The following is a 22,028-nucleotide window of genomic DNA, read 5'->3' as shown; positions in this document are numbered from 1 at the left end:
GCGGGCCGGGGACCCGGCGCCGCGCGCGGGAGGACCGGGCGGGTCGGGCGGGGGGCCTCACGCCGGGCCGAGGCCGAGCCGCTCCAGCACGCCCGCCACGTCGGGCACCGCCGTCACGCCCGGCGGCAGCGGCGGGCGCCGTACGACGACCACGGGCAGCCCGAGTTCCCGCGCGGCGGTCAGTTTCGCGGCCGTCGCCTCGCCGCCGCTGTCCTTGGTGACGAGGACCTCGATCCCGTGCGCGCGCAGCAGCTCCGTCTCCTCGCCCACCGTGAACGGGCCGCGGGCGAGGATCACTACGGTGTCCGGCGGCACGGGCGGCTCGGGCGGCTCCACCGAGCGGACCACGAAGCGCAGATCCGTGAGACCGGCGAAGGCCGCGAGCCCCAGGCGCCCGGTGCTGAGGAACACCCGCCGGCCGAGGCCGGGCAGCACCTCGGCGGCCCCGGTCAGGGACGGGACGTCGTACCAGCGGTCGCCGGGGCCCGGCCGCCAGCCGGGGCGGCGCAGCACCACCGCCGGCACTCCGGTGGCCGCCGCCGCACGGGCCGCGTTGGCCGTGACGGCCGCGGCGAAGGGGTGGGTGGCGTCGACCAGGGCGTCCACCCGGTGTGCGCGCAGCCAGTCGGCGAGACCCTCCGCGCCGCCGAAACCGCCGATCCGTACCTCGCCGGCCACCGCGCCCGGCCGTGCGACCCGGCCGGCCAGCGACGTGGTGACCCGGACGCCGGGCCGGGCGGCCAGATCGGCGGCGAGGCGGCGGGCCTCGGTGGTGCCGCCGAGGATCAGGACGTGTGCGGGCATGGGGGTGAGCGTACGAGGTCGTACGGGCTGGCCCGGCGTCCGGGTCGCGACGGCCCCGGTCACGGAGGGCGATGGAAGGTATGGAGGGCAGGGAGGTCGTGGAGGTTCCGGGGTCCGTGCGTGCCGTGCTGATCGACATCGACGGTGTGCTCACCGTCTCGTGGAAGCCGCTGCCGGGTGCGGTGGCGGCACTGCGGGCCGTCCGGGAGTCGGGGCTGGGGGTGGTCCTGGTGACCAACACCACCTCCCGGTCCCGGGCGTCCATCGCCGCGACGCTCGCGGGCGCGGGGTTCCCGGTGGGGGCCGAGGACATCCTGACGGCCCCCGCGGCCACCGCGGTCCATCTGGCCGGGGCCCGCGTCGCGCTGCTGAACAGCGGGGACGTCAGGGCGGATCTGCAGGGGATCACGCTCGTCGGCGACGACGACGGAGACGTCCCGGACGTCGTGCTGCTCGGCGGCGCCGGACCGGAGTTCGGCTACGAGGCGCTCGATCGGGCCTTCGGCAGGCTCCAGCGGGGCGCGCGGCTGGTCGCCATGCACCGCAACCTGTACTGGCGGACGGAGGACGGGCTCCGACTGGACGCGGGGGCGTTCCTCGCGGGCCTGGAGGCTGCCGCGGGGGTCGAGGCAGAGGTCACCGGGAAGCCGTCGCGGGCGTTCTTCGAAGCGGCCCTCGGCCGTCTCGGGGTCGGCGCGGAGCAGGCGTTGATGATCGGGGACGACATCGAGTACGACGTCCTGGCGGCCCAGCGGCTCGGCATCACCGGGGTGTTGGTCCGGACGGGCAAGTTCGTGCCGCGGGCCCTGGAGCGGGCGAGCGGCGCCCCGGACCACGTCCTGGACTCCTTCGCGGACCTCCCGGCGCTGCTGGGGCTGTCGTAGCGCGGCAGGGTGGCGGGCTAGCGCAGGAGCAGTTGGACCCCGCCCACGACGGTCGCCGCGATCACGAGTTGTTCGAAGAGCCGCTGGTTGATCCTGTTCACAGCCCACTTGCCCAACAGCGCGCCGGGCACGACGAACACCGCGAGCGCGGCGTCGAGGAGCAGCGAGCGTCCGTCGATCAGACCGAGGCCGGCGCTGAACGGCACCTTGGTCACATTCACGATCAGGAAGAAGAAGGCGGAGGTGCCGAGGAAGCCGAGCTTGCGGAAGCCGGCGGACAGCAGGTACAGCGACATCACCGGGCCGCCGGCGTTGGCGACCATCGTGGTGAACCCGCCGAGCACGCCGTACGAGCGCGCCTTCATCCGGCCCGCCCGGCTCGTCACCGCGTCCGGCTCGTGCGTCGCGTCCCCGCTCTTCACGCTCTCCGTCCGGCGCCGCCGCCACAGCGTGACGCCGGCCATCAGCAGCAGGATCGCGCCGATCGAGGTCCGTACGACCCCGTCGTCGGCCCACACCAGGAAGAGCGTGCCGACCACGACGCCCACCGCGACGGCCGGGAACAGCCGCCACAGGGTGGGCCAGTGGGCGTGCCGCCGGTAGGTGAGCACGGCGAGCACGTCGCCGGCGATCAGGAGGGGCAGCAGCACGCCCGTGGAGGCGCGGGCGGGCAGGACGGCCGCGAAGATCGCGAGGCTCACCGTGTTGGCGCCGCTCACCGCGGTCTTGGAGAAGCCGACGAGCAGGGCCGCGAAGGCGAGCGCGGCGAACTCCCAGCCGGATATGTGCCAGAGCGTCATCGTGTTCATGCGGAGACCGATCTTATGTCCTGACAAGTCTCCGGCGTAAGGACCGTCTCGCCAGATGGGCCCTGCCGCCCGCCATGACCGTTCGGTTCACTTCTTCGCGTATGCCGCCCGGAGTTCCCGCTTGAGCACCTTCATGCTGGGTCCGAGCGGCAGCGCGTCGGTGAACTCCACGCGCCGCGGGTACTTGTGCCGGCCGAGGTGCTCCCGGGACCAGTCGGTGATCGCGGCGGCCTCGGGGGCGGTGCCCGGTGCCGGTACGACGACGGCGCAGACCTCCTCGCCGTGCAGCTCGTCGGGCAGGCCGATGACCGCGACCTGGGCGATGCCGGGGTGGCGCATCAGGACTTCCTCGACCTCCCTCGGGTACACGTTGTAGCCGCCGCGGATGATGATGTCCTTCTTGCGGTCGACGATGGTGAGGAAGCCCTCGTCGTCCTTGGTGCCGAGGTCGCCGGTGCGGAACCAGCCGTCGACGACGGCCTCGGCGCTGGCCTCGGGCCGGCCGAGGTAGCCGGCGAAGACGTTGTGGCCGCGGATGACGACCTCGCCCAGCTCGCCGGGCGGCAGCAGCTCGATCCGGCCCTCCACCTCGGCGCGGGCGATCTCCACGTCGACGCCCCACAGCGGATGGCCGATGGTGCCGGGCCGGGTGCCGAACAGCGGCTGGTTGACGGCGGCCGCGGGCGAGGTCTCCGACAGACCGTAGCCCTCGTGGATGCGCGCCCCGAACGCGTCCTCGAACCGCTCCAGCACGGCCACGGGAAGCGAGGCCCCGCCCGAGACGCACACGCGCAGATCGGGCAGCGCGGCGGCGTCCGGTGCCGCCGCCGCGAGGGCGACGAACATGGTCGGCACGCCGTGGAAGGTGTTGACCCCCTCGCGCACCATCAGCTCGATGGCGCGGGCCGCGTCGAAGCGGGGCAGCAGCACGAGTGTGGCGCCCGCCCGCCAGGTCGAGTTGAGCGACACCGTCTGGCCGAAGGCGTGGAAGAGCGGCAGCGCGCCGAGGGCGATGTCGTCGGCGCGGATGTCGTTGGCGTCGAAGGCGTTGACCGTCGCGTTCATCACGATGTTGAAGTGGGTGAGGACCGCGCCCTTCGGGACGCCGGTGGTGCCGCTCGTGTAGAAGATCACCGCGGGGTCGTCCACCGCACGGGTGACGTACGACGGCAGCGGCTCGGCGTCGGCCGCGAGCCGGTCGAACTCCTCGCCCAGGACGACGACCCGGACGCCCAGGGCGTCGGCGGCGGCCCGGCCGGTCTCCGCCTGGGCCGGATGGACGAGCAGCAGGGTCGCCCCGCTGTCCCCGAGCACGTGCGCGACCTCGCCGCAGGACAGCAGCAGGTGCACGGGGACGACGACCGCGCCGGCCGCGGCGATCGCGTAGTAGGCGACCGGGAACTCGGCGGTGTTGGGGGCCATGAGGGCGACCCGGTCCCCCGGGCGCACGCCGAGATCGGTGAGCGCACCCGCCCGGGCGAGGGAGCGCCGCCACACCTCGCCGAAGGTGAGCCGCAGTTCGCCTTCCACGAGGGCGGTCTTCTCGGGACGGCGCCGGGCGTTCTCGGCGAGGATCGCTGCGACGGACAGGGTTGCCATGGGGGTGCTGCTCCGTTTCCTTGCTGCGGCTCGTACAGACGGAACTCCCTTGCCGGGAGCCCCTGTCGAGGGCGTCTCAGTGCCTCTCCACCAGCACCGCGCTGCCCTGCCCCACCCCGACGCACATCGTCGCCAGCCCCCGCTCCGCGCCCGTGCGCCGCATCCGGTGCAGCAGCGTCGTCAGGATGCGCGCGCCGGAGCAGCCGAGGGGGTGGCCGAGGGCGATGGCGCCGCCGGTCGGGTTCACCAGGTCCGGATCGATGCCGAGTCGGTCGACGCAGGCGAGTGCCTGCGCGGCGAACGCCTCGTTGAACTCGGCCTCCCGCAGGTCGGCGATGTCCCAGCCGGCCCGCGCCAGCACCTTGCGGGTGGCGGGGACCGGGCCGATGCCCATCACATCGGGGTGGACGCCCGCGGAGGCGCCGGCCACGTACCGGCCGAGGGACTCCAGGCCCAGTTCGTTCAGGGCCTCCTCGCTGACCAGCAGCAGTCCGGCCGCACCGTCGTTCATCGGCGAGGCGTTGCCCGCCGTGACCGTGCCGCCCGGGCGGAAGACCGGCTTGAGGCGGGCGAGCCGCTCCGGCGAGGTGTCCTCGCGGATGCACTCGTCCTGCTCGACGACGATGCCGTCCGGGCGCTCCACGGGCAGGAGTTCGTCGTCGAAGTGGCCGTTCTTGCGTGCGGCGGCGGCGAGCCGGTGGCTGCGCAGGGCGAACTCGTCCTGGCGTTCCCGGGAGATGCCGTACCGCTCGGCGACCTCCTCGGCGGTCTCGCCCATGGACAGCAGGCCGTGCAGCTCCTTCATCGCCGGGTTGACCAGGCGCCAGCCGAGGCGGGTGTCGTACGTCTCGATGCGCTGCGGGAGGGCCTCGTCGGGGCGGGGCAGCACGAAGGGGGCCCGGCTCATGGACTCGGAGCCGCCCGCGATCACGATGTCGGCCTCGCCGGCGGCGATGGTGCGGGCCGCCGTGGTGACCGCTTCGAGGCCGGAGGCGCACAGCCGGTTGACGGTGGCGCCGGGCACGGACTCGGGCAGTCCGGCGAGCAGGGCGGCCATGCGGGCGACATTGCGGTTGTCCTCGCCGGCCTGGTTGGCCGCGCCCCAGTAGACGTCGTCGATCCGGGCCGGATCGAGTCCGGGCACCTCGGCCACCAGGTGGCGGACGACGGTTGCGGCGAGGTCGTCGGGGCGTACGCAGGACAGGGCTCCGCGCAGCTTGCCGATGGGGGTGCGGCGGGCGGCCGCGAAATGGACGGGACGCACGGCTTCGACTCCTGACCTACGGCTGATCCACGGACTGATCACAGCGTTAATTAGCACTGCTAGTTTTCGACTATAGACCTCGCACCGGCCTGCTGGGAAGATCCTCCAGGAGCTTCACCGAGTCAGCCGGAGGAGACATGCCCCACGTCCGCGAGCACACCCTCGACGGCACCCGCGGCCCGGTGGCCGTACGCGAGTGGCCGCACCCGGCACCGAGGTACCTGACCCTGGTGCTGCACGGATACGGGGAGCACGCGGGCCGCTACGACGAACTCGCCACCGTCCTGACCGGGCACGGCGCGGCCGTCTACGCACCGGACCACGTCGGCCACGGCAGGTCGGCCGGGGAGCGGGTGCTGATCGAGGACTTCGAGGACGTGGTCACCGACGTGCACGGCGTGGCGGAACTGGCCCGGGCCGCCCATCCCGGTCTGCCGCTCGTCCTCGTCGGTCACTCCATGGGCGGACTGGTCTCGGCGCGCTTCGCCCAGCGGTACGGCGACGAACTGAGCGCGCTGGTCCTGTCCGGGCCGGTGATCGGCGCCTGGGAGCTGCCGGGTCGGCTGCTGGCCCTGCCGCAGATCCCGGACACCCCGGTCGGCCCGGCCGCGCTCTCCCGGGACCCGGCCGTCGGCGCCGCCTACGCGGCCGACCCGCTGGTGTGGCACGGGCCGATGAAGCGGCCGACGGTGGAGGCGTTCGCGCGGACCCTGCGGACCGTCGCCGAGGCCGGTGACGTGGGCGCGCTGCCGCTGCTGTGGCTGCACGGGGACGACGACCGGCTGGTGCCGCTGCCCGGCAGCCGGATCGGCGTGGAGCGGCTCGCCGGCGGCCGTCCGACCGAGCGGATCTTCACCGGGGCGCGGCACGAGGTGTTCCACGAGACGGACAAGAAGGAGGCCTTCGCGGCGCTGACCCGCTTCCTGGACCGGGTGCTCCCCCGCTGACCGGGGCCGGCCGTGCCTCCTGCGGGGCCGAGCGGCGCGTCACAGGCCGAGGACGCGGGAGATGGTGCGCAGCACGCCGTTCTCGTTGTTGGACGGGGCGAGGTGGCGGGCGCGGCGGACGACCTCGGGATGGGCGCCCGCCATGGCGAAGGACCACTCGGCGGCGTCGAGCATCTCCAGGTCGTTGAGGTAGTCGCCGAAGACCATGGTCTGCGCCGGGGTGATGCCGAGCGCCCGCTGCAGACCGCGCAGGGCGGTGCCCTTGTCGGCGGTGCGGTTCATGACGTCCACCCAGTGCTCGCCGGAGACGACGACCTGGTGGGTCCCGGCGAACCGGGCGAGGGCCGGGGCGGTGGAGTGCTCGGCGGACCCGAAGTCGAACAGCGCGACCTTGATCACGTCGTCGTCGACGGCGGTGACGTCCTCGACGATCCGGTGCTCGACGTAGTACTTGCGCACCTCGGCCAGGAACGCCTCGTCGGTCCGCTCGACGTACGCCGACCTCTTGCCGCAGACCACGGCGCCGACGTCCACGCCGTCCGTGACCAGCCGCCGTACCGTGCGGGCTATCGCGGCGGGCACGGACGGTTCGAGGACGTCGGAGCTGAGTTCCACGCCGTCGCGGACCACGTAGGTGCCGTTCTCCGCGATGAACACCATGCCCTCGGCGACGTCCGCGAACTGCCGGGCCAGCGTGGCGTACTGGCGGCCGCTCGCCGGGCTGAACAGCACCCCGCGCCGGCGCAGTTCGGCGAGCATCGGCCACAGTCCGGCGGGTATGCGCTTGGCGTCCGATACTGCTGCGACAACCCGTCCAAACGAGTAGTGTCGCCCCATGCCGCTCGCGCCTGAATACCTCCACCTGGTCTTCCCGAACGTGCAGTTCCACGCCCTGCTCTACGGACGCAACAGCCGAGACCCCAAGAAGAAGGGGCGCTCCGTCGAGGACCAACTCACGGAAGGCCGCAGCACCTGCAGCACGCATGGCTGGCGCATCGAAGAAGAGTTCAAGGACACCGGCATCTCCGCTTCACGCCATGCCCGGAAGGACCGGGACGACTTCGAAGCCCTCCTCGACGCCATCGAAAGCGTCACAGCGCCGCCGGGTGTCATCCGTATCTGCGTCGCCTACGAAGCCAGCAGGTACTACCGCGACCTAGAGGCATACGTCCGACTCCGTAACGCCTGCTACAACGCAAACGTCCTCCTCTGCTACAACGGCACGGTCTACGACCTATCCAAGCGCGAGGACCGCAAGGCCACCGCGATGGACGCCATCGCCGCTGAGGATGAGGTCGAGGGCATCCGCGACCGCAACGTCCGCACCGCGCGGCTCAACGCGGAGGCAGGTGGCGTCTGGGGGAAGATCCCTTTCGGCTACATGCGGAAGTACGACCCGGACACTGGCGACCTCATCGGCCAGTACGAGCATCCCGTCCGCGGCCCCGTCGTGCTCAAGGCCTTTGAGCATGTCGACAGTGGGGGCTCGCTGAAGTCCCTCTTGAAGTGGCTGAAGACTGACCCCGATGCGGCGCGCCCAGACGGCAGCAGGTGGGACGACTACCGCGTTCGATACATGCTCCTCAACCGCGTCTACATCGGGGAACGCGTCCACAACGGCAAGGCTTCGAAGGCCCAGTGGGACGCCATTTCCGGGCTCGACACAACCGAGGGCCGGGCCATGTTCCGCCGCATCACCAGGAAGCTCACCGACCCCGCACGCGCCCGACCGGGTGAAGGGCGGGTCAGACACATGCTCTCGTGCATCGCCTTGTGCGGAGAGTGCGGTGGTGGCGTGTACATGAGGGGCGATCAAAGCGGTGGCGGTCATGCCACGAAGAACATTTACCGATGCGCCGAGAAGCGCGATGTGTCGGTGTCCGAACCGCTGCTCGACGCGTATGTCGAGGAAACTGTGCTCACCTGGCTGCGACGCAAGGACCAGGCGAGGGCCGCGCTCATTCCGAACCAGTCCAAGGTCGCTGACGAGATGCGGCAGGCGCAGGAGATGCTCAACCTGTACGAGGAGGAGCTGGAGGAGGCTCGGGAGCTTAATCGCCGGCGCAATGAGCAGGGTCGGCCGCTGCTGTCGCTGACGTCGCTGTCGGCCAAGGAACTGGAACTCTTGCCGAAGATCGAGGAACTGCAGGGCAGGCTGCAGTCCATGACCGGCGTTCCTCTCCTCGTGCAGCAACTTGTAGGTGCCGCAGATCCTGAAGAACTTTGGTCCGGCACGGAGACGTCGCCAGGGTTGTCTCTGGAGCAGAGGCGTGAGGCGATCCGGGAGATCGTCACGGTTCGCGTGTTCAAGGCTCGCCGGCCTGGCAGGGCGAAACATCTCGACCCGGCGCGGGTGCAGTTGTCGTTCGTGGGCTCGGAGGGGTTCAGGGTCCCACGATCCCGTGTTCCCGGGACCGTCCGTGTTGGACTGCAGCCTGTTCCTGGCGCGGGAAACGGATGAGCTGCCCGGTGACGGGTGAGGTGTCTGGGGCGAACTTCCCGTCGCGGAACATGCGGAACGTTGCTTCCATCGTTTCGGAGATCAGCTCGGCTCGCTTCTCCTCGAAATGATCACGCATCGCTTCTCGTTCGGCGAGGAGGTCGCCAGCCATGCTCTGACGTGCCATTGTCATGTCGCGGTTGAGGCGGCCTTGCTCGCACTCTAGTGCGGCCTGGGCTGCGATGTAGCGGGTCCGTTCGGCCTGGGCTTCGCGTTGTGCGGCGGCGAGGATTCGACGCTCTTCGCGGGTGTTGACTATCCAGTATCGGATGAGTGTGAGCGCGAGCAGCGTGAGTGCGGTCATGGTGGTGCAGGTTCCCCCGACGGCTCGGGGGAGGTTGTCCCTCACCATGCCGTGCAGGGTGAGTGCGAGGCCTGCGAGAGTTCCGAGTCCTGCTAGGCCCGCCGTAGTTCGCGTGCCGCTGGTGAGTTCCATGCGCACCCCCGCATCACTGTTGTGCTGCTGTTCCTCCGTGGTCAGCGTGATCGGAGGTGTCTTCTAGACGCTTGAGGCGCGTGATGGTTGTAAAGAAGACCTCGCGTCCCACTTCGTCCTGAATCCCTAGTCGATCGGCCGCTTCCTCTGGAGTGAGGCTAGAGCCTACCCGCGTTCGATCGCTTTCGGACAGTGACTGGAGAGATTCAGGGGACAGAACTCCCCCCTCGACTAGGAGAGTTCCGAGGTCGACACCGATGGAGTCGCTGATCGCGGCGTAGAACCGGGCGTCTGGTAGGGCGGTTCCTTGCCAAAGTCGGGTGACGCTGCTGTCGGTCATGCCGGTGTCTCGCGCAAAGCGTGCCTTGGCGCCGTGGCCGGTGTAGCCGGCTCGTTCGGCGGCGGTGACAACGATGGCGGCGAATCGTTGCGCGCGCGTGGGGGTGACGTCGGTCATGTCCCGGAACTCTACCTCCCTATCTAGGGAGTAGCCACAAATTCCCTCGCCCGCAAGGGCTCCATTCAGGCCACTGACCTGCATTAACGCAGGTAACACCCGCATTCGAATGTGCGTTCGTGCGGAAATTCACCCTTCCTTCACCGACACCCTCCCTTGCGAGGGAGGGTGAAGTATGGGAGAGTCTCCCTTGTGAGCAAGGAATCCCCTTCCGCCAGCGACAAACCCTGCCAAGGAAGCCCCGAGGGGGGTGAATACGTGTTCCGCCTGGACGTCCCCAAGCTCCTCAAAGAGACCAGCCGCCATGGCGACGACACCGGAGCCAAGATCTACCGCCGCACCGGAATCGCCGAATCCTCCGTGTACCGGATCCTCAACGGCGAGACCCAGCCTGACCTGAACTCGGCTATGCGCCTCTCCGAGGCCTACGGAATCGACCTCCGCGATGTCATCAAGCGCGTGCCCATCGAGGCCGCCGCATGACCCGCGAACAGCGCCACGCGCTCCTCGGACCCGACGTCATCGCGCATATCGAGGAAATCGTCGACGCCGCCCCGGAACCCACGCCCGAGGCCGTCGAAGCCCTCCACAGGATCTTCACCCAGCCGCACGGCGCGACGCCTGTGGAGATCACGCCGGCGGCAGCCGCCGCCTGAACCAAACGCCGAAGGGCCGCCCGACTGCCAGGCCCGGCGACCCCACGACTCGGCGCCACTCCAACCAGAAAGAGAGGCCACCGTGGCTCCATCATTCCAGACCGGCATCACCGGGATCACCCCCGTATACCCCTTGCACGAGGCACCACTGCCTCAGACCAAGTGGGTCGACAGCAAAGGCGAGACCTGGGTCCCGGCTGGCCACACCAGCGATGGCGAACTGATCCTCGCCTGCCCGAACCCGTCGACCCCGGAGGACGCCGGTGAGGGCCCGTCATACCCGTGGACTCTGACGCAGGTCGAGGCCGCGTTCGGCCCGCTGACCGCTAAGGCGGACGTGGAGGAACACCGCCTCGTCGAGGTCGACACGGAGTTCCTGGAGATGTACGGGCCGGACCAGCGGGCGTGGAAGCGTTGGCAGGTCGAGCAGTACGAGGCCGCGATGGCGAAGGAGTTCGCCAAGTTCACCCCGCGCGAGGTGGCGGCATGAGCATCTCGCCGCTGGTCTTGAAGGCGACGCAGGTCATCGAGCAGCAGTGGCTGCACGGTCCGGCGTACGACTTGGCGACGCAGGCGGCTGTGGCGTTGGAGTCGGCGCAGTTGTTGCAGTCGCCGGAGTTGGTGACCGAGGTCGCGGAGGCTGCCGTGTTGGCGGCTGAGACCGCGGTGAAGGAACTGCGGCGCGCTGGTGAGGAGATCGGCCGACTGCGGGCTCGGATCGCCCTGCTGGAGGCCGAGCGGCACACCACGAATGCGGTGCTGGCGGACGTGACGCTCGCGTTGCGTGAGGCGCAGGACGTTCCCGCTCGGGAAGGCCTTGCCGCTTGGCTGTACCGGGAGTTCGTGCCGCACGCCAACGCCGCTTCCTGGGAGCGTCTGTCGAGCGCCGATCGGGCGTACTGGGAGCAGCGGGCCGTGATCGTGCAGCGGGCTTTCGCGTCAGGCAGCGCGCCGTGATGTGGCTGGTGGGCGCGGCGTTCGCGTTCCTCGCGCTGTGGCTGCTGCAGCTGGCGGCTGAGTACGTGCCGGCGCCGCGGATGCCTCGCCGTCGGCCGCCTGCGCCGCACGTCCCGCACTGGGCTCGCACAGGGCACCTTCCCCTCCCTCCTTCCTCTTCCGCGGCCACTGGCCGCCACCGCCGAGGAGCACAACGATGAACCACTCGAAGAAGCCGAGTCTCTCCTTCGATCTCGGAGCGAACCACCTGCACTCTGTGCTCCGCGTCGACCAGGTCCGCAACGACACTCTCATCCAGCTCGTCGCCAAGTGGGCCGACCCCGACGTCCGCGACGAGGCGATCGAGGCACTCGACGAACTCGCCGCCGTCGTGCAGGGCATCGCCCGTGAGGGCGAACTGGACGCAGCCCTCGACCACGTCGAGGAAGTCGTCGGCATGGACTCCGCGCAGGTCGAGGTGTCGATCCCGGACTCGCGCCGGCTGCTGGCGGAGCTGACCGAGGTTGCGCGGCGGTTGAGCCGCTTCAACCCGGACGCGCTCCTGCCGGGGCAGCGGGGTGCGGCGTGAATACCCGACTCCAGTTCCTGAAGGCCGCCGTCCAGAGCGTGGCCGCCGGGTTCGCGGCCGGGCTGGTGGCGAACGCTCTGTGGCTCACGAGTACCGGGCACACGCCGTCTCTCCTCGTCAGCCTGCTCGCGGCCGACGCGGTGACTGCCCTGTACGGCGCTGCCCAAGCGATCCGGTTCCGCCGGAAGTGGCAAGCCGTCCTCTTCTCGTACAACCAGCCTGCGTTGGGCGAGGGGATCGAGATCCCGCATCGGCCGCTGGTCGATGAGCAGCACGACGGGGGTGACGAGTGATGACCGCGCTTCAGTCTGAGGTCGCCGACCTCGTCACCCGCCAGCGCCTTGCCCGCGGTGTTGCTGCCGAGGCCCGCCACCAGCTGGACCCCTACGACGGCGTGTTCTCCCGCATGGCCTGCACCCACCCCGAGACCTGCTCCTGCCCCGAGGACTACCCCGGCTGGACGCCCGGAGGTGCCAGGTGAGCCGCCTCTCGAAGCGCCCCCGCGCCGATCACCAGCTGACTGCGCAGGCCCTTCGCCAACGCCCTGGCGTGTGGCTGGTCGTCGGCGACTACCGCAACAGCGTCAGCGCCGAGAACCTCGCCCGCCGGATCCGCACCGGATACCCGATCGGCAACCGCACTGACGGCACCCCGTACCAGCCCACCGGCTCCTATGAGGTCCGCACGGAGGCTGTCGAGGGCGGTACCCGCGTCCACGCCCGCTACAACCCCAGGAAGGACAACGCACGATGACGCGTCTCACCGACCAGCAGGTTGGCTTCCTGCTCCAACCCATCAACGGCAACCGCGTCCGCAATCTGCGCGGCATGTCTCACCTCGAAGCATGGGACGTCCGCCGCCAGTTGATCCGAATCTTCGGGTTCGAGGGCTTCGCCGTGGAGACCCTGTCGCTGGAACTCGTCCACGAGCGTGGCGAGCAGCGCAAGAAGAAGAACAGCGCCGACACGTACACCGCGTGGACGATCGTTTACCGGGCACAGGTCCGACTCACCGTGAAGACCACCGACGGCCAGATCATCGCCACCTTCGAGGACGCCGCCGCCGGTGACGCCGTCAACCAACCATCGGTCGGTGACGCACACGACCTGGCCATGAAGACCGCCCTGTCGCAAGCGTTGAAGCGGTGTGCGGTCAACCTCGGCGACCAGTTCGGACTGTCGCTGTACAACGACGGCTCGCAGGCCGCAGTGGTCATGCGGTCGCTGGCGTACATGGGCGAGCCGGTGAAGGAGTCGGAGGACGCCCCCGTGCAGCCCGAGCCGACGCCGCAGACGCCGACCGCTGTGCCGGAGCCGGCCGAACGCAGCGAGCCGGACGGCGGTACTCGGCCGAATACCCCCGCCGCCGGGCAGCAGGCGCCGGATGGCGATGAGCGTGAACTCGCGCTCAAGGAAATGCGGGAGATCGCGGCGGCCATCGGCTTCGCCGACGGACTTGCCGCTCAGTTCCAGTCCACGTTCGGCCACGACATCGAGGCCGGGACCACAGCCGAGTTCCGCGAGGCCACCGCGCTCATGCGCGGCACCGCCGCCGCCTGACCACCTGCTCGAACGACGCCGCCCGCACCCGTAATGCGGGCGGCGCCCAAGCCAAGGAGACCACATGAGCCTACGAGACCTGGCACTCGAAGAGGCCACACTCAAGGCCCTCGCCGACATGGTGAAAGAACGCCTCACCGCCGTCCGCTTGGAGCTTCAGTCTGGCCTGGACGCCGCAGAGAAGGAGGCAGGCACCCGGCAGATCGCCGCCACCCTCGCTGACGGAACCACCGTCGCCACCCTTTCCCTGACCGACCCCAATCCCGAGGCGAAGGTGACCGACTCGGACGCCTTCAAGGCCTGGGTGATGGAGGTCTTCCCCAGCGAGATCGAGCGCCGGTTCGTCGCTGAGGTTCGCGAGGCGTTCACGACAAAGCTGCTCGCTGAGATGACCGCCGCTGGGGTCCCGCGGGTGGTCGACAAGGACACGGGCGAGCTGCATGACGTGCCAGGTGTGCAGGTGAAGGCAACTCGCTCTCGGAACCACTCGCTGCGGTTCAAGCCGACAGGCCGGGCGGACATCACCACGGCGTGGCAGTCGGGGGCGCTGGCTCTGCCGGGAATCACTAGGCCCGCACAGATCACTGCTGGGGGTGCCGAGTGAACGCCACCCCGATCCCCTGGAACCGCGGGCTGCTCGCTTCCTACGACTGCGAGACGACGGGCACCGTCCCGGAGACCGACCGGATCGTCAGCGCCGCCCTGATCCGCCCTGACGGCAGCGTCCTGCGCTGGCTGTCCGACGTAGGCGGCGTCGAGATCCCCGCCGCCGCGACCGCCGTGCACCACATCACGACCGAGCACGCCAGGGAGCACGGCCGCCCCGCGAAGCAGGTCGTTGAGGAAATCACCGACGCCGTGGCGGGTGAACTGTGCGCCAGCCGGGCCGCGCTGGTCGTGATGAATGCCCCGTTCGACCTCGGCATGCTGGACGCCGAGTGCACCCGCCACGGCATCCCGACCGTCGCCGACCGCATCGGCACTCTCGGCCCGATTGTGGATCCGCTGGTCATCGACCGTGCGGCGGACAAGTACCGCAAGGGACGCCGGAACCTGGAGGCGTTGGCCGTGCACTACGGGGTGATGCTGACCGACGCACACACGGCGGATGCCGATGCGCAGGCTGCCCTCGACGTGGCCCGCGTAATCGGCAACCGGTACCCGGATGTGCAGGTCCCGGCGTGGCTGCTGCATAACTGGCAGGTGCAGTGGCGGGCACAGTGGGCCGCGGGGTACGAGGAGCACCTGCGGAAGTCGGGCAGGCCGGACGCTGTGGTGGACGGATCGTGGCCGCTGCCCTCGGGCGGTGCGGCATGAGGTGGCCCATCGTTTCCCGCCGCCGCTACGAAACGGATCTCGCCGCGGCGAAAGCGGAGACCGACCGGCAGCGCGAACTGCGCGTGAAGGCCGAGAAGGGCGAGGCGACCGCGCGGTTCAACCGGCAGCAGGTGCTGGAACAGAACGCCTCCCTGGACGAGAAGTACGCGGACGTCTGCATCGTCAACGAACACCTAACCGATGACCTGACCAAGGCGCGGGAACGCATCGCGCAGTACGGCGTCCGCCGCACCGTGCCAGATGTCCTCGAAGAACACGACGTCCACCGAAAGGCGCTCGCTGACGCCCTCGGCCCGCAGAAGCGGCACCTCAACTGGGACCAGCTCATCGCCGAAGCCGCCCGCCTGAACGCTGCCGCCACCGAGTGGATGACGGAATGCCAGGCGCACGCCACGCGCGCCGACCGGCTCCAGCGCCGTCTTGATGACTCGCTCGGTCTCAACACCAGCCAGGTCGAGGACGGCCGGTACTGGCAGCAGACCCGCCACGACACGAAGGGGGTCGCGCTGTGAAGCTCACCGCCCGCCACCTGTTCCGCGGCCACGGCCGGCACCGCAGCCCGCGGGTCCCCGGCCAGATCACCGAGCAGCGGTTCGTGAACTGTCCCGAGTGCAAGGTGGAGACCGCGGCCACCGTCCACGGAACCGCCCTCCTGTGCGCTGAGGGCCACGTTGTCGGGGGTGACGCGTGATGGCTGACGCCGTCCTGGAGCAGCGGTTGATCGGTGGTGTCGCCGCGATTCTCCTGCTCTTCGCAGTCGTCCTCGTCGTCCTCATGGTCGTCGGGCTCAGCTGCTGCATCTCCGACGCCATCCGCCGCCGGCGGCGGGAAGCCCGGCAGAAGGTTGCTGACGCAGCCGCGCGGGGCTCTCTCTACGCGTACCTCGACGACTGCGCCCTCCTCGACACCGAACTCTCGGAAGGCTTCCAGCGGCTCGATGCCGCGGTCCGAGACGGACAGAAAGGCGAGCAGGCGTGATCAACGTTCCCATGTTCGACGTCGAGGCACCGGCCGCCACCACGGCGGCCGGGCCCCGGCCCCTGCTCATCGGCCTCGATCTCTCCCTCACCTCCACTGGCGTAGCAGGACACGGCTGGACCGACCGGATCCGCACCAAAGCCACTGGCGACGCCCGCCTCGCCGACCTCGAAGACGCCATCTCCTCGTTCATCCGCAACGCGGACATGGTCGTCATGGAAGGCCCCTCCTTCGGACACTCCGGACCCCGCTCCCACGAAGACCTCGCTGGTCTCCGCGTCCTGGTCCGCCGCTACTGCCACCGCCACCAGATCCCATACGCGGTGATCCCGCCGTCGAACCTGAAGCTGTACGTCGCCGGATACGGCAAGGCGTCCAAGGGGGAAGTCCGGTCCGCGGTCGCCGACCTGTACGGCATCCACACCGAGGGCGGCGGGCGCTATGACGAGGCCGACGCCTACGCCGCGTACGCAGCCGCCATGGACTGGTTGGGCCAGCCCCTTGCCGCGGTGCCGGAGCGGAACGCTTCCGCACTGGCCCGCTGCCAGTGGCCCGACCGTGAACAGGTGGTGGGTCGGTGAAGCGCACCGTTGTCGACCTGTACTGCTGTCAGGGGGGCGCCACCCGCGGATACCAGAACGCCGGGTTTCGTGTGGTCGGTGTCGACCTAGACGACCAGCCCCGCTACATCGGTGACGAGTTCTGGCAGTCCGACGCCATCAGCTTCCTCACCGTCCACGCCGACTGGATCCGCCGCGAGGTCGCGTTCATCCATGGCAGCCCGCCGTGCCAGTTCGACTCGGACTGCCAGCGGATCCAGGGCAACGAGCACCCTGACCTGATCGAACCGACCCGTGACGCGCTCGAAGAACTCGGTGTCCCGTACGTGATCGAGAACGTCGGCGGCGCCCTGCCGAAGCTGAAGAACCCGGTTGAGCTGTGCGGGCTGATGTTCGGCTTGGCCCGCACCTATCGGCACCGGTACTTCGAGGCTGGCGGGTGGACGCTGCCGCAGCCGCACCACCCACGGCACGAAGCGCCTCAGGTGAAGATGGGCCGCACCCCGCGCGATGGCGAGGTCATCCAGGCGATCGGCAACTTCGCCGGCGTCGGCATCGTCCGCGACGAGTGGCAGGTGTCGTGGATGAACCGTGACGGCATCCGCGAGGCGATACCGCCCGCGTACACGGAATGGATCGCCCGGCAGTTCCTCGCTGCGGGGGTGGCTCGCTGATGCCGCCTCGTCCGAACGCCCCACGCGCGGAAGTCATCGCCCTTCTCCAAGAGGGCCACTCCGACAAGTACATCGGCCGGACTCTGCGCACGAGCCCGATGCGGGTCGCCCGGATCCGCAGCGAACTCCAACTGCCCCGTTTCGAGTGGACTCCCACTCCTCTCGCGCACGCCTGGACGGCACGCACCACGCCGACCGCCGAGGGCCATCTCGCCTGGATCGGGTACTGGCGTGAGGGCGTCCACCCCGTGATCAAGAACCAGGGCGCCGAGTACTCCGCCCGCCGGGTCGCCTTCCTCCTCGCCCACAACCGGGAGCCCGAAGGCCACGTGATGGCCGGCTGCGGATGGCCGCCCTGCGTGAAACCCGAACACGTCGAGGACCAGCCGATGCGCGAGGCCATCCGCACCCAGTACGACGCGATCTTTGGAGCAGCACAGTGACGCACTACAACGAGGCCATCCCCGCGGCGCCGCGCAAGCCCGACTGGCGCGACAAGGCAGCATGCCGCAGCGACAACACAGACCGCTTCTTCCACACAACCCCGACCCGGGTGCAAGAAGCCAAGGGCACCTGCTTCGGCTGTCCGGTCATGTACCAGTGCGCCCAAGGTGCCCTGCACCGTGGTGAAGAGAACGGCGTATGGGGTGGCCTGAGCGAAGGCCAGCGGACCACGATCCGCAAGAAGTACAAGATCCACCAGCTGCAGAACCTAGACACCGTCAAGACTGCCGTGGACAACGCCCTGCGCGCGGAACTCCACCCCGAACGAACACTCCGCGACCTCTGGGACCAGCACACCCACCCCCTCCCCGGCGGCCACATCGGCTGGCACGGCCCCGTCGGATCCTTCAGCTTCCACGGCATCCCCGTCACACCGAAGCAACTCGCGTTCCAGATCGACCGCGGACACAAAGCCACCGGAATCATCCGCCGCGCACCGGAATGCCCGGTCGTCGAATGCGTGAACCCACGTCACCTCCTGGACAACCAGGAACGGATCCAGCGGAGGCGCGCGGCCGAGGAGGCCGCGGTACAAGCCGCTGCACAGGAGCAGCACGCGGCCGACGAGGCCCTTCCCGAGGCCGGCTGATGCCCGGCCCCCACTGCGGCCACTGGATCGGCGCCGAGGCGAAGTACTGCCGAAGCGCCGACCAGGTCCGCCACTACCTCACCGGCCACCGCTGCCCAGCCCACACCCCGAACGCACTCCGCGGCCTCCCCGAAGTCCCACCAGGGCCTGGCCGGCCCCGCGAGTGGGCGACACCGCTGCCCACTCGTACTCCGACAGCCCGCGACAAGCGACACCTGACCGTCGTCAAGAAGGAGGACCGGTGACCGGTCGACCCACCACCGGCGAAGCCCGCATACGGCTCCGCCAGCGTGCCGCCGAGCTGTACATCGCCGGCTGCACCATCGAATCCACCGCACAGCAGATCAGCCGCTCCTACGGCTGCACCCGGACGCTGATCCTTGAGGCCGGCGTCCGTATGCGGAAGCCCGGCAACCCGCGCCTCGGGAGCCTGCGATGAGCTCCCCCGTGCAACCCACCCTCGACGGCACCCTCCCCACCCCAACCACCGGGCTCAGCTACGCGGAGTGGGTCGATCAAGTTCGACCCGCGTTCGTCTCCGCGGCCCGCACCGGACGGCTCTTCACGAGCTACGAGGTCGCGAAGGACAACGACCTCCCCGAACCACCGAACCCGCGCGCCGACTGGGGAAACCTCGTCCTCTCCCTCGTCCGCGACCGCCTCATCGAACACGTCACCTTCGACCGCAGCAGCCGGCCCACCTGTGAGCGATCAGCCGTGGCGGTTTGGAGGGGCACGCGTGCCGCCCAGAACGAAAGGGCTTCCTAATGTCTGGACTTCCCATTCCTGAGCCGCCGGCCACTCCGTGCGTCATACCAGATCCACAAGTCGCACGACCGAATGGAAACGGCTATCTCAAACTGCGCGCGAACGGAAAGTACGCACACCGCGCTGCATACGAAGACGCCTACGGCCCGATCCCGAAGGGCCTCGTCATCGACCACCTCTGCCGGAACACGCAATGCGCCAACCCTGAGCACCTCGAAGCCGTAACCCAGCGGGTCAACGCCTTGCGAGGCACAAGCCCTTCCGCCCACAGCGCCCGCAGGGAAACCTGCCGAAAGGGCCACCCATTCTCGATGCGAGCCAACGGGTCAAGGTACTGCCTGGTGTGCGACCTCGAACGCCGCGTCCGGGCCGGGGAAACGAGCGGCGAAGGGGCGTGGGCGGAGCGAACCCATTGTGTCCGCGGCCACGCCTTCGACGAAGCGAATACGTACCTGCGGCCCAAGCCGGACGGCTCCGGATTCCACCGATCGTGCCGCGCATGCAAACGCGACTGGAACCGCGCTCACCGCGCCGCACAAGCCGGACGCATCGCCTAGCCGCACACGACACAGGCCCCGCACACGGCGGGGCCTAGAGGGGAGGGAACGGTGTCAGGACTCGGCGATATCGCGGGCGGCGCGCTCGTCCTCAACCTTGGCGACAAGCCGGCGGACGTGCTCCCGGGTGTACCCAGTCAGCTCGACCACCTCGCCTTGCTTCATGCCCTCCCGTATGGCGTCGGCCATGACGACGGACAGCGCGGCACGAGCGGCATCGGCGCGGTCCTCGGCGGTCTTCTTGGCGCGCACTGCCTTCCGCAGGGCGGCGACGGTCTCTTCGGTGGCGGGCATGTCGACATGTTCGCACATCGGGGTGGCCACACGGAAGTCTGCCCCATTCGATCGTTTCCGGTACTCGCATGTGGCCACATCGATGTGGCATCATGGATGTGCGTCAGAGATCCGTAGCGCTCACCGCTACACACATGCCCTGACCAGTACGACCACGAAGAGAGAAACCATGGGCTACCGACTGCGCCGCTGGTTCGAAGACCGGCTCCCGCAGGAGATCTCATCCGGCGAACGCGTCGTCGCCCTGGCCATCGCTGACCTCGTCTGGGACGACAGCCGGATCGGCTACGGCAACAAGTTCATGGCCAAGCTGCTCCACAAGACCGGCTTCGAGAACGAGTCCCAACTCGGCAAGGTCCTCGGCAAGCTTGCCGCCCACGGCATCGAACTTCGCGTGCCTGTCACCGGCTCAGACGGCAAGCCCCTCACGAACAAGCGCGGGCAGTTCGTCTACGCCCACCGAGGGCATCAGCGCACGTTCCGCGTCCCCCTCGCGTCGGAGTTCCCCGGACGGCCGGCGCCTCACTGGGACGACGAAGGAGAAAGGTCCCCCGACAGGGACCCCAATGCCTGGTACGACGGCGAAAGGCCCCCCGCTAGGGAGACCTTTGAGGCCGAAAGGTCCCCCAGCAGGGAGACCAATAGGCCGGAAAGGTCACCCGCTAGGGAGTCAAAGGTCACCCAGGCGGGTGACCCTATCCCCCTAACCACAACCACCTACCTCCCTCCCTCCGCAGCCCCCCACAGCAACACCCCCCACGGACAGGCCGGCGGACAGCGCGAAGACGAAGCCCTCACCGCTGTCGCCGAGTTCCTCCGCAACCTCCCCCAGCCATGGGCCGTCGGCCGCGTCACCGCCACCGCCATGGCCCCCCAACTCCTCGAAGCCATCACCGAGCAGGGCTGGCACCTCGACGAGCAGCTCCTCACGAAGCTCACCGAAAACCCGGACGGCATCAAGCGGCACTCATCCGTGCTCCGCCTCCGCATCAACGACCTGCCAAAGGCGCCACAGGCAGCCGCCGCCAAACGCGGCTCCTCGCTGCCCCGCTGGTGCGGCCAGTGCGGAGACGGCAACCCCGCCGCCGAGTTCAACGCCAAGTTCCGCACCGCCCCCGGCAGCAGGAAGCCCTGCCCCGACTGCCACCCCACCAGCCACGCCGCCAACGCGGCCTGACCGAGGAACACCGTGACCACCTACGACGACACCCCGGCCACCCTCGACCGCACCCCGCCCGCCGACCGCGACGCCGAACGCGCCGCCCTCGGCAGCATGGCCCTGGCCCGAACTGCCGTCCTCGACGTCGTCGAAGTCATCGACGGCATCAAGCAGCCCTTCTACGACCCCCACCACGAAACGATCTTCAACACCATGCTCGCCCTCTATGCCGGTGGGCAGCCCCTTGACCCCATCACCCTCACCAACCGCCTCCAACAACAAGGCGACCTCGAACGCGTCGGCGGCCCCGCCTACATCCACGACCTCGTCAACTCCGTCCCCACCGCAGCACACGCCGCCCACTACGCCGAGATCATCCGCGATCACGCCCTCCTCCGAGCCGTCATCCGAACCGGCACGGAACTCGTTCAGATGGGCTACCAGGCCCGCACCACCCACGACACCGCCGCACAGATCGTCGACGCCGCCGCCGCCAACCTCCAAGAACTCACCGCCGCAGCCAAGGGCGGCAACGAATCCCGCGAATGGCTCCTCGACCGCGTTGTCGACGCAGTCCTCGACGAATACGACAACCCCCGCGACGACGTCCTCCCCCTCCCATGGGCAGACCTTCAATCCGTCGCCCCCATGGAACCCGGAGACCTCGTCGTCATCGCCGGACGCCCCGCCATGGGCAAGAGCCTCGTCCTCCTCGGCATCGGCCGGCACGTCGCCATCAAGCACCGCCGCGGCGTCCTCATCGCCTCAATGGAGATGTCCCACGTCCAAATGGGCCAGCGCCTCGTTGCCGCAGAAGCACGCGTCCCCTTGCACCATCTGCGAGCCCGAACGCTGACCGGGGGACAGTACGCAGAAGTGCGAGGTGCACGGGAACGAATCCGCCGCGCCCCACTCCGCATCGACGACACCCCGGCCATGCCCGTCTCCAAATGGCGCCGCCGCCTGCGTCAGATGCAGGCCAAGAACGAGCTGCCGGCCGCACTGATCGTCGACTACCTCCAGATCGCGAAGGCAGAGACCAAGGCGCAGAACCGGGTCATCGAAGTCGACTCCATCGCCGTCGGCCTGAAAGCCCTCGCCCAGGAATTCAAGATCGTCGTCATCGCGGCGGCCCAGCTCAACCGCGTCAGCGAGCACCGCACCGAT

At 69.4% G+C, this 22,028-nt stretch carries 35 protein-coding genes; 27 read left to right on the top strand and 8 right to left on the bottom strand.

All coding sequences use genetic code 11. The annotated features are described in order from the left end of the window. Window positions 1-57: 57 nt before the first annotated feature. Window positions 58-804 carry a cobalt-precorrin-6A reductase gene (locus AQI95_RS24950; protein WP_067127942.1) on the bottom strand — a complete coding sequence of 249 codons (747 nt, stop codon included), beginning with the start codon at window positions 802-804 and terminating at the stop codon, window positions 58-60. Window positions 805-875: 71 nt separating this feature from the next. Here AQI95_RS24950 and AQI95_RS24945 point away from each other — a divergent pair, with 71 nt between their 5' ends. Then, window positions 876-1,688, top strand: a complete 813-nt coding sequence (locus AQI95_RS24945; RefSeq protein ID WP_244188844.1) for an HAD-IIA family hydrolase — start codon at window positions 876-878, stop codon at window positions 1,686-1,688. A gap of 17 nt (window positions 1,689-1,705) precedes the next feature. Here AQI95_RS24945 and AQI95_RS24940 read toward each other — a convergent pair whose 3' ends face one another. The 3 genes from AQI95_RS24940 to AQI95_RS24930 form a co-directional block, all read right to left on the bottom strand. Further along, on the bottom strand, window positions 1,706-2,497 hold the full coding sequence (locus AQI95_RS24940; RefSeq protein WP_067127941.1) for a sulfite exporter TauE/SafE family protein: 792 nt from the start codon (window positions 2,495-2,497) through the stop codon (window positions 1,706-1,708). Between the two features lie 87 nt (window positions 2,498-2,584). Then, a complete protein-coding gene (locus AQI95_RS24935) occupies window positions 2,585-4,096 on the bottom strand; it encodes a long-chain-fatty-acid--CoA ligase (protein WP_067127937.1) in 1,512 nt (503 codons plus the stop codon). A gap of 76 nt (window positions 4,097-4,172) precedes the next feature. Beyond that, the gene (locus AQI95_RS24930; protein WP_067127934.1) at window positions 4,173-5,360 is read right to left on the bottom strand and encodes a thiolase family protein; all 1,188 of its coding nucleotides are present in this window, start codon (window positions 5,358-5,360) and stop codon (window positions 4,173-4,175) included. 137 nt (window positions 5,361-5,497) lie between these two features. Between AQI95_RS24930 and AQI95_RS24925 the strand changes: the two genes are divergently transcribed. Further along, a complete protein-coding gene (locus tag AQI95_RS24925) occupies window positions 5,498-6,307 on the top strand; it encodes an alpha/beta hydrolase (RefSeq protein ID WP_067127931.1) in 810 nt (269 codons plus the stop codon). A 39-nt stretch (window positions 6,308-6,346) separates the two neighbouring features. On the opposite strand, the gene AQI95_RS24920 is transcribed toward AQI95_RS24925, so the two are convergent. Next, window positions 6,347-7,144, bottom strand: a complete 798-nt coding sequence (locus AQI95_RS24920) for a Cof-type HAD-IIB family hydrolase (protein WP_067127928.1) — start codon at window positions 7,142-7,144, stop codon at window positions 6,347-6,349. Here AQI95_RS24920 and AQI95_RS24915 point away from each other — a divergent pair. Then, complete coding sequence (locus AQI95_RS24915; RefSeq protein WP_067127924.1) at window positions 7,143-8,768, top strand: recombinase family protein; 1,626 nt, start codon at window positions 7,143-7,145, stop codon at window positions 8,766-8,768. The genes AQI95_RS24920 and AQI95_RS24915 overlap by 2 nt on opposite strands. Here the strand turns inward: AQI95_RS24915 and AQI95_RS45180 are convergent. Both AQI95_RS45180 and AQI95_RS47435 read right to left on the bottom strand, forming a co-directional pair. Next, entirely contained in the window at window positions 8,692-9,111 is a 420-nt protein-coding gene (locus AQI95_RS45180; RefSeq protein ID WP_159056578.1) for a hypothetical protein, read from the bottom strand. The two genes, AQI95_RS24915 and AQI95_RS45180, sit on opposite strands and share 77 nt — an antisense overlap. Before the next feature lie 145 nt (window positions 9,112-9,256). Beyond that, window positions 9,257-9,700 (bottom strand): hypothetical protein, encoded by a 444-nt coding sequence (locus AQI95_RS47435; protein WP_159056577.1) that lies wholly within the window; start codon window positions 9,698-9,700, stop codon window positions 9,257-9,259. A 192-nt stretch (window positions 9,701-9,892) separates the two neighbouring features. Here AQI95_RS47435 and AQI95_RS24910 point away from each other — a divergent pair, with 192 nt between their 5' ends. From AQI95_RS24910 to AQI95_RS45170, 22 genes are all read left to right on the top strand, one after another. Next, window positions 9,893-10,183, top strand: coding sequence for a helix-turn-helix domain-containing protein (locus tag AQI95_RS24910; RefSeq protein ID WP_244188843.1), 291 nt, complete (start codon window positions 9,893-9,895; stop codon window positions 10,181-10,183). Further along, a complete protein-coding gene (locus AQI95_RS48050; RefSeq protein WP_167361961.1) occupies window positions 10,180-10,356 on the top strand; it encodes a hypothetical protein in 177 nt (58 codons plus the stop codon). Before AQI95_RS24910 ends, AQI95_RS48050 begins: the two co-directional genes overlap by 4 nt. 82 nt (window positions 10,357-10,438) lie before the next feature. Continuing rightward, entirely contained in the window at window positions 10,439-10,846 is a 408-nt protein-coding gene (locus AQI95_RS24905) for a hypothetical protein (RefSeq protein ID WP_067127918.1), read from the top strand. Continuing rightward, on the top strand, window positions 10,843-11,313 hold the full coding sequence (locus AQI95_RS24900) for a hypothetical protein (protein WP_067127915.1): 471 nt from the start codon (window positions 10,843-10,845) through the stop codon (window positions 11,311-11,313). The genes AQI95_RS24905 and AQI95_RS24900 overlap by 4 nt, the downstream gene beginning before the upstream one ends. A 196-nt stretch (window positions 11,314-11,509) precedes the next feature. Beyond that, window positions 11,510-11,881, top strand: a complete 372-nt coding sequence (locus tag AQI95_RS24895; protein WP_067127912.1) for a hypothetical protein — start codon at window positions 11,510-11,512, stop codon at window positions 11,879-11,881. Continuing rightward, window positions 11,878-12,174: a hypothetical protein gene (locus AQI95_RS24890; protein ID WP_067127909.1), complete on the top strand. Its 297-nt coding sequence runs from the start codon at window positions 11,878-11,880 to the stop codon at window positions 12,172-12,174. Before AQI95_RS24895 ends, AQI95_RS24890 begins: the two co-directional genes overlap by 4 nt. Beyond that, entirely contained in the window at window positions 12,174-12,362 is a 189-nt protein-coding gene (locus tag AQI95_RS24885) for a hypothetical protein (protein WP_159056576.1), read from the top strand. Before AQI95_RS24890 ends, AQI95_RS24885 begins: the two co-directional genes overlap by 1 nt. Beyond that, window positions 12,359-12,634, top strand: a complete 276-nt coding sequence (locus AQI95_RS24880; protein ID WP_159056575.1) for a hypothetical protein — start codon at window positions 12,359-12,361, stop codon at window positions 12,632-12,634. Before AQI95_RS24885 ends, AQI95_RS24880 begins: the two co-directional genes overlap by 4 nt. Next, a complete protein-coding gene (locus AQI95_RS24875) occupies window positions 12,631-13,440 on the top strand; it encodes a Rad52/Rad22 family DNA repair protein (RefSeq protein WP_067127901.1) in 810 nt (269 codons plus the stop codon). Before AQI95_RS24880 ends, AQI95_RS24875 begins: the two co-directional genes overlap by 4 nt. 64 nt (window positions 13,441-13,504) lie before the next feature. After that, the gene (locus AQI95_RS24870) at window positions 13,505-14,044 is read left to right on the top strand and encodes a hypothetical protein (protein ID WP_067127898.1); all 540 of its coding nucleotides are present in this window, start codon (window positions 13,505-13,507) and stop codon (window positions 14,042-14,044) included. Beyond that, a complete protein-coding gene (locus tag AQI95_RS24865; RefSeq protein ID WP_244188842.1) occupies window positions 14,041-14,757 on the top strand; it encodes an exonuclease domain-containing protein in 717 nt (238 codons plus the stop codon). Before AQI95_RS24870 ends, AQI95_RS24865 begins: the two co-directional genes overlap by 4 nt. Further along, window positions 14,754-15,290, top strand: a complete 537-nt coding sequence (locus AQI95_RS24860) for a hypothetical protein (RefSeq protein ID WP_159056574.1) — start codon at window positions 14,754-14,756, stop codon at window positions 15,288-15,290. Before AQI95_RS24865 ends, AQI95_RS24860 begins: the two co-directional genes overlap by 4 nt. Beyond that, the gene (locus AQI95_RS24855) at window positions 15,287-15,469 is read left to right on the top strand and encodes a hypothetical protein (RefSeq protein ID WP_067127892.1); all 183 of its coding nucleotides are present in this window, start codon (window positions 15,287-15,289) and stop codon (window positions 15,467-15,469) included. Before AQI95_RS24860 ends, AQI95_RS24855 begins: the two co-directional genes overlap by 4 nt. Continuing rightward, a complete protein-coding gene (locus AQI95_RS24850; RefSeq protein ID WP_067127889.1) occupies window positions 15,469-15,756 on the top strand; it encodes a hypothetical protein in 288 nt (95 codons plus the stop codon). Before AQI95_RS24855 ends, AQI95_RS24850 begins: the two co-directional genes overlap by 1 nt. Further along, window positions 15,753-16,337, top strand: a complete 585-nt coding sequence (locus AQI95_RS24845) for a hypothetical protein (protein ID WP_244188841.1) — start codon at window positions 15,753-15,755, stop codon at window positions 16,335-16,337. The genes AQI95_RS24850 and AQI95_RS24845 overlap by 4 nt, the downstream gene beginning before the upstream one ends. After that, entirely contained in the window at window positions 16,334-16,990 is a 657-nt protein-coding gene (locus tag AQI95_RS24840) for a DNA cytosine methyltransferase (RefSeq protein ID WP_067127887.1), read from the top strand. Before AQI95_RS24845 ends, AQI95_RS24840 begins: the two co-directional genes overlap by 4 nt. Further along, window positions 16,990-17,433, top strand: coding sequence for a hypothetical protein (locus AQI95_RS24835; protein WP_079071452.1), 444 nt, complete (start codon window positions 16,990-16,992; stop codon window positions 17,431-17,433). Before AQI95_RS24840 ends, AQI95_RS24835 begins: the two co-directional genes overlap by 1 nt. Beyond that, on the top strand, window positions 17,430-18,083 hold the full coding sequence (locus AQI95_RS24830; RefSeq protein ID WP_067127881.1) for a WhiB family transcriptional regulator: 654 nt from the start codon (window positions 17,430-17,432) through the stop codon (window positions 18,081-18,083). Before AQI95_RS24835 ends, AQI95_RS24830 begins: the two co-directional genes overlap by 4 nt. Beyond that, window positions 18,083-18,328 (top strand): hypothetical protein, encoded by a 246-nt coding sequence (locus AQI95_RS48370; protein WP_079071450.1) that lies wholly within the window; start codon window positions 18,083-18,085, stop codon window positions 18,326-18,328. The genes AQI95_RS24830 and AQI95_RS48370 overlap by 1 nt, the downstream gene beginning before the upstream one ends. Beyond that, window positions 18,325-18,522 carry a helix-turn-helix domain-containing protein gene (locus AQI95_RS24825; protein WP_067127877.1) on the top strand — a complete coding sequence of 66 codons (198 nt, stop codon included), beginning with the start codon at window positions 18,325-18,327 and terminating at the stop codon, window positions 18,520-18,522. Before AQI95_RS48370 ends, AQI95_RS24825 begins: the two co-directional genes overlap by 4 nt. Next, the gene (locus tag AQI95_RS24820; RefSeq protein WP_067127874.1) at window positions 18,519-18,851 is read left to right on the top strand and encodes a hypothetical protein; all 333 of its coding nucleotides are present in this window, start codon (window positions 18,519-18,521) and stop codon (window positions 18,849-18,851) included. Before AQI95_RS24825 ends, AQI95_RS24820 begins: the two co-directional genes overlap by 4 nt. Further along, window positions 18,851-19,408 carry an HNH endonuclease signature motif containing protein gene (locus AQI95_RS45170; RefSeq protein ID WP_079071449.1) on the top strand — a complete coding sequence of 186 codons (558 nt, stop codon included), beginning with the start codon at window positions 18,851-18,853 and terminating at the stop codon, window positions 19,406-19,408. Before AQI95_RS24820 ends, AQI95_RS45170 begins: the two co-directional genes overlap by 1 nt. 54 nt (window positions 19,409-19,462) lie before the next feature. Here AQI95_RS45170 and AQI95_RS24815 read toward each other — a convergent pair whose 3' ends face one another. After that, window positions 19,463-19,702 (bottom strand): hypothetical protein, encoded by a 240-nt coding sequence (locus AQI95_RS24815; RefSeq protein ID WP_159056573.1) that lies wholly within the window; start codon window positions 19,700-19,702, stop codon window positions 19,463-19,465. A 169-nt stretch (window positions 19,703-19,871) separates the two neighbouring features. On the opposite strand from AQI95_RS24815, the gene AQI95_RS24810 reads away from it, so the two are divergent. Both AQI95_RS24810 and AQI95_RS24805 read left to right on the top strand, forming a co-directional pair. Continuing rightward, window positions 19,872-20,879 carry an RAD23 family protein gene (locus AQI95_RS24810; protein WP_067127868.1) on the top strand — a complete coding sequence of 336 codons (1,008 nt, stop codon included), beginning with the start codon at window positions 19,872-19,874 and terminating at the stop codon, window positions 20,877-20,879. 12 nt (window positions 20,880-20,891) lie between these two features. Beyond that, the coding region (locus tag AQI95_RS24805; RefSeq protein ID WP_079071448.1) for a replicative DNA helicase at window positions 20,892-22,028 on the top strand (1,137 nt) is incomplete at its 3' end.

Origin of the sequence: Streptomyces yokosukanensis, from assembly GCF_001514035.1 — a bacterium.
Lineage (GTDB): Bacteria > Actinomycetota > Actinomycetes > Streptomycetales > Streptomycetaceae > Streptomyces > Streptomyces yokosukanensis.
This window is presented reverse-complemented; position numbering and strand designations above follow the sequence as displayed.

Excerpts from the sequence above, each read along its gene's own strand:
- AQI95_RS24815 (WP_159056573.1), bottom strand. The coding sequence starts at position 19,702 with ATGCCCGCCACCGAAGAGACCGTCGCCGCCCTGCGGAAGGCAGTGCGC.
- AQI95_RS24915 (WP_067127924.1), top strand. The coding sequence starts at position 7,143 with ATGCCGCTCGCGCCTGAATACCTCCACCTGGTCTTCCCGAACGTGCAG.
- AQI95_RS24945 (WP_244188844.1), top strand. The coding sequence starts at position 876 with ATGGAAGGTATGGAGGGCAGGGAGGTCGTGGAGGTTCCGGGGTCCGTG.
- AQI95_RS24900 (WP_067127915.1), top strand. The coding sequence starts at position 10,843 with ATGAGCATCTCGCCGCTGGTCTTGAAGGCGACGCAGGTCATCGAGCAG.
- AQI95_RS24875 (WP_067127901.1), top strand. The coding sequence starts at position 12,631 with ATGACGCGTCTCACCGACCAGCAGGTTGGCTTCCTGCTCCAACCCATC.
- AQI95_RS24895 (WP_067127912.1), top strand. The coding sequence starts at position 11,510 with ATGAACCACTCGAAGAAGCCGAGTCTCTCCTTCGATCTCGGAGCGAAC.
- AQI95_RS24925 (WP_067127931.1), top strand. The coding sequence starts at position 5,498 with ATGCCCCACGTCCGCGAGCACACCCTCGACGGCACCCGCGGCCCGGTG.
- AQI95_RS24935 (WP_067127937.1), bottom strand. The coding sequence starts at position 4,096 with ATGGCAACCCTGTCCGTCGCAGCGATCCTCGCCGAGAACGCCCGGCGC.
- AQI95_RS24835 (WP_079071452.1), top strand. The coding sequence starts at position 16,990 with ATGCCGCCTCGTCCGAACGCCCCACGCGCGGAAGTCATCGCCCTTCTC.
- AQI95_RS24870 (WP_067127898.1), top strand. The coding sequence starts at position 13,505 with ATGAGCCTACGAGACCTGGCACTCGAAGAGGCCACACTCAAGGCCCTC.
- AQI95_RS24820 (WP_067127874.1), top strand. The coding sequence starts at position 18,519 with ATGAGCTCCCCCGTGCAACCCACCCTCGACGGCACCCTCCCCACCCCA.
- AQI95_RS47435 (WP_159056577.1), bottom strand. The coding sequence starts at position 9,700 with ATGACCGACGTCACCCCCACGCGCGCGCAACGATTCGCCGCCATCGTT.
- AQI95_RS45180 (WP_159056578.1), bottom strand. The coding sequence starts at position 9,111 with ATGACCGCACTCACGCTGCTCGCGCTCACACTCATCCGATACTGGATA.
- AQI95_RS24885 (WP_159056576.1), top strand. The coding sequence starts at position 12,174 with ATGACCGCGCTTCAGTCTGAGGTCGCCGACCTCGTCACCCGCCAGCGC.
- AQI95_RS48370 (WP_079071450.1), top strand. The coding sequence starts at position 18,083 with ATGCCCGGCCCCCACTGCGGCCACTGGATCGGCGCCGAGGCGAAGTAC.
- AQI95_RS45170 (WP_079071449.1), top strand. The coding sequence starts at position 18,851 with ATGTCTGGACTTCCCATTCCTGAGCCGCCGGCCACTCCGTGCGTCATA.
- AQI95_RS24920 (WP_067127928.1), bottom strand. The coding sequence starts at position 7,144 with ATGGGGCGACACTACTCGTTTGGACGGGTTGTCGCAGCAGTATCGGAC.
- AQI95_RS24940 (WP_067127941.1), bottom strand. The coding sequence starts at position 2,497 with ATGAACACGATGACGCTCTGGCACATATCCGGCTGGGAGTTCGCCGCG.
- AQI95_RS48050 (WP_167361961.1), top strand. The coding sequence starts at position 10,180 with ATGACCCGCGAACAGCGCCACGCGCTCCTCGGACCCGACGTCATCGCG.
- AQI95_RS24810 (WP_067127868.1), top strand. The coding sequence starts at position 19,872 with ATGGGCTACCGACTGCGCCGCTGGTTCGAAGACCGGCTCCCGCAGGAG.
- AQI95_RS24950 (WP_067127942.1), bottom strand. The coding sequence starts at position 804 with ATGCCCGCACACGTCCTGATCCTCGGCGGCACCACCGAGGCCCGCCGC.
- AQI95_RS24850 (WP_067127889.1), top strand. The coding sequence starts at position 15,469 with ATGGCTGACGCCGTCCTGGAGCAGCGGTTGATCGGTGGTGTCGCCGCG.
- AQI95_RS24860 (WP_159056574.1), top strand. The coding sequence starts at position 14,754 with ATGAGGTGGCCCATCGTTTCCCGCCGCCGCTACGAAACGGATCTCGCC.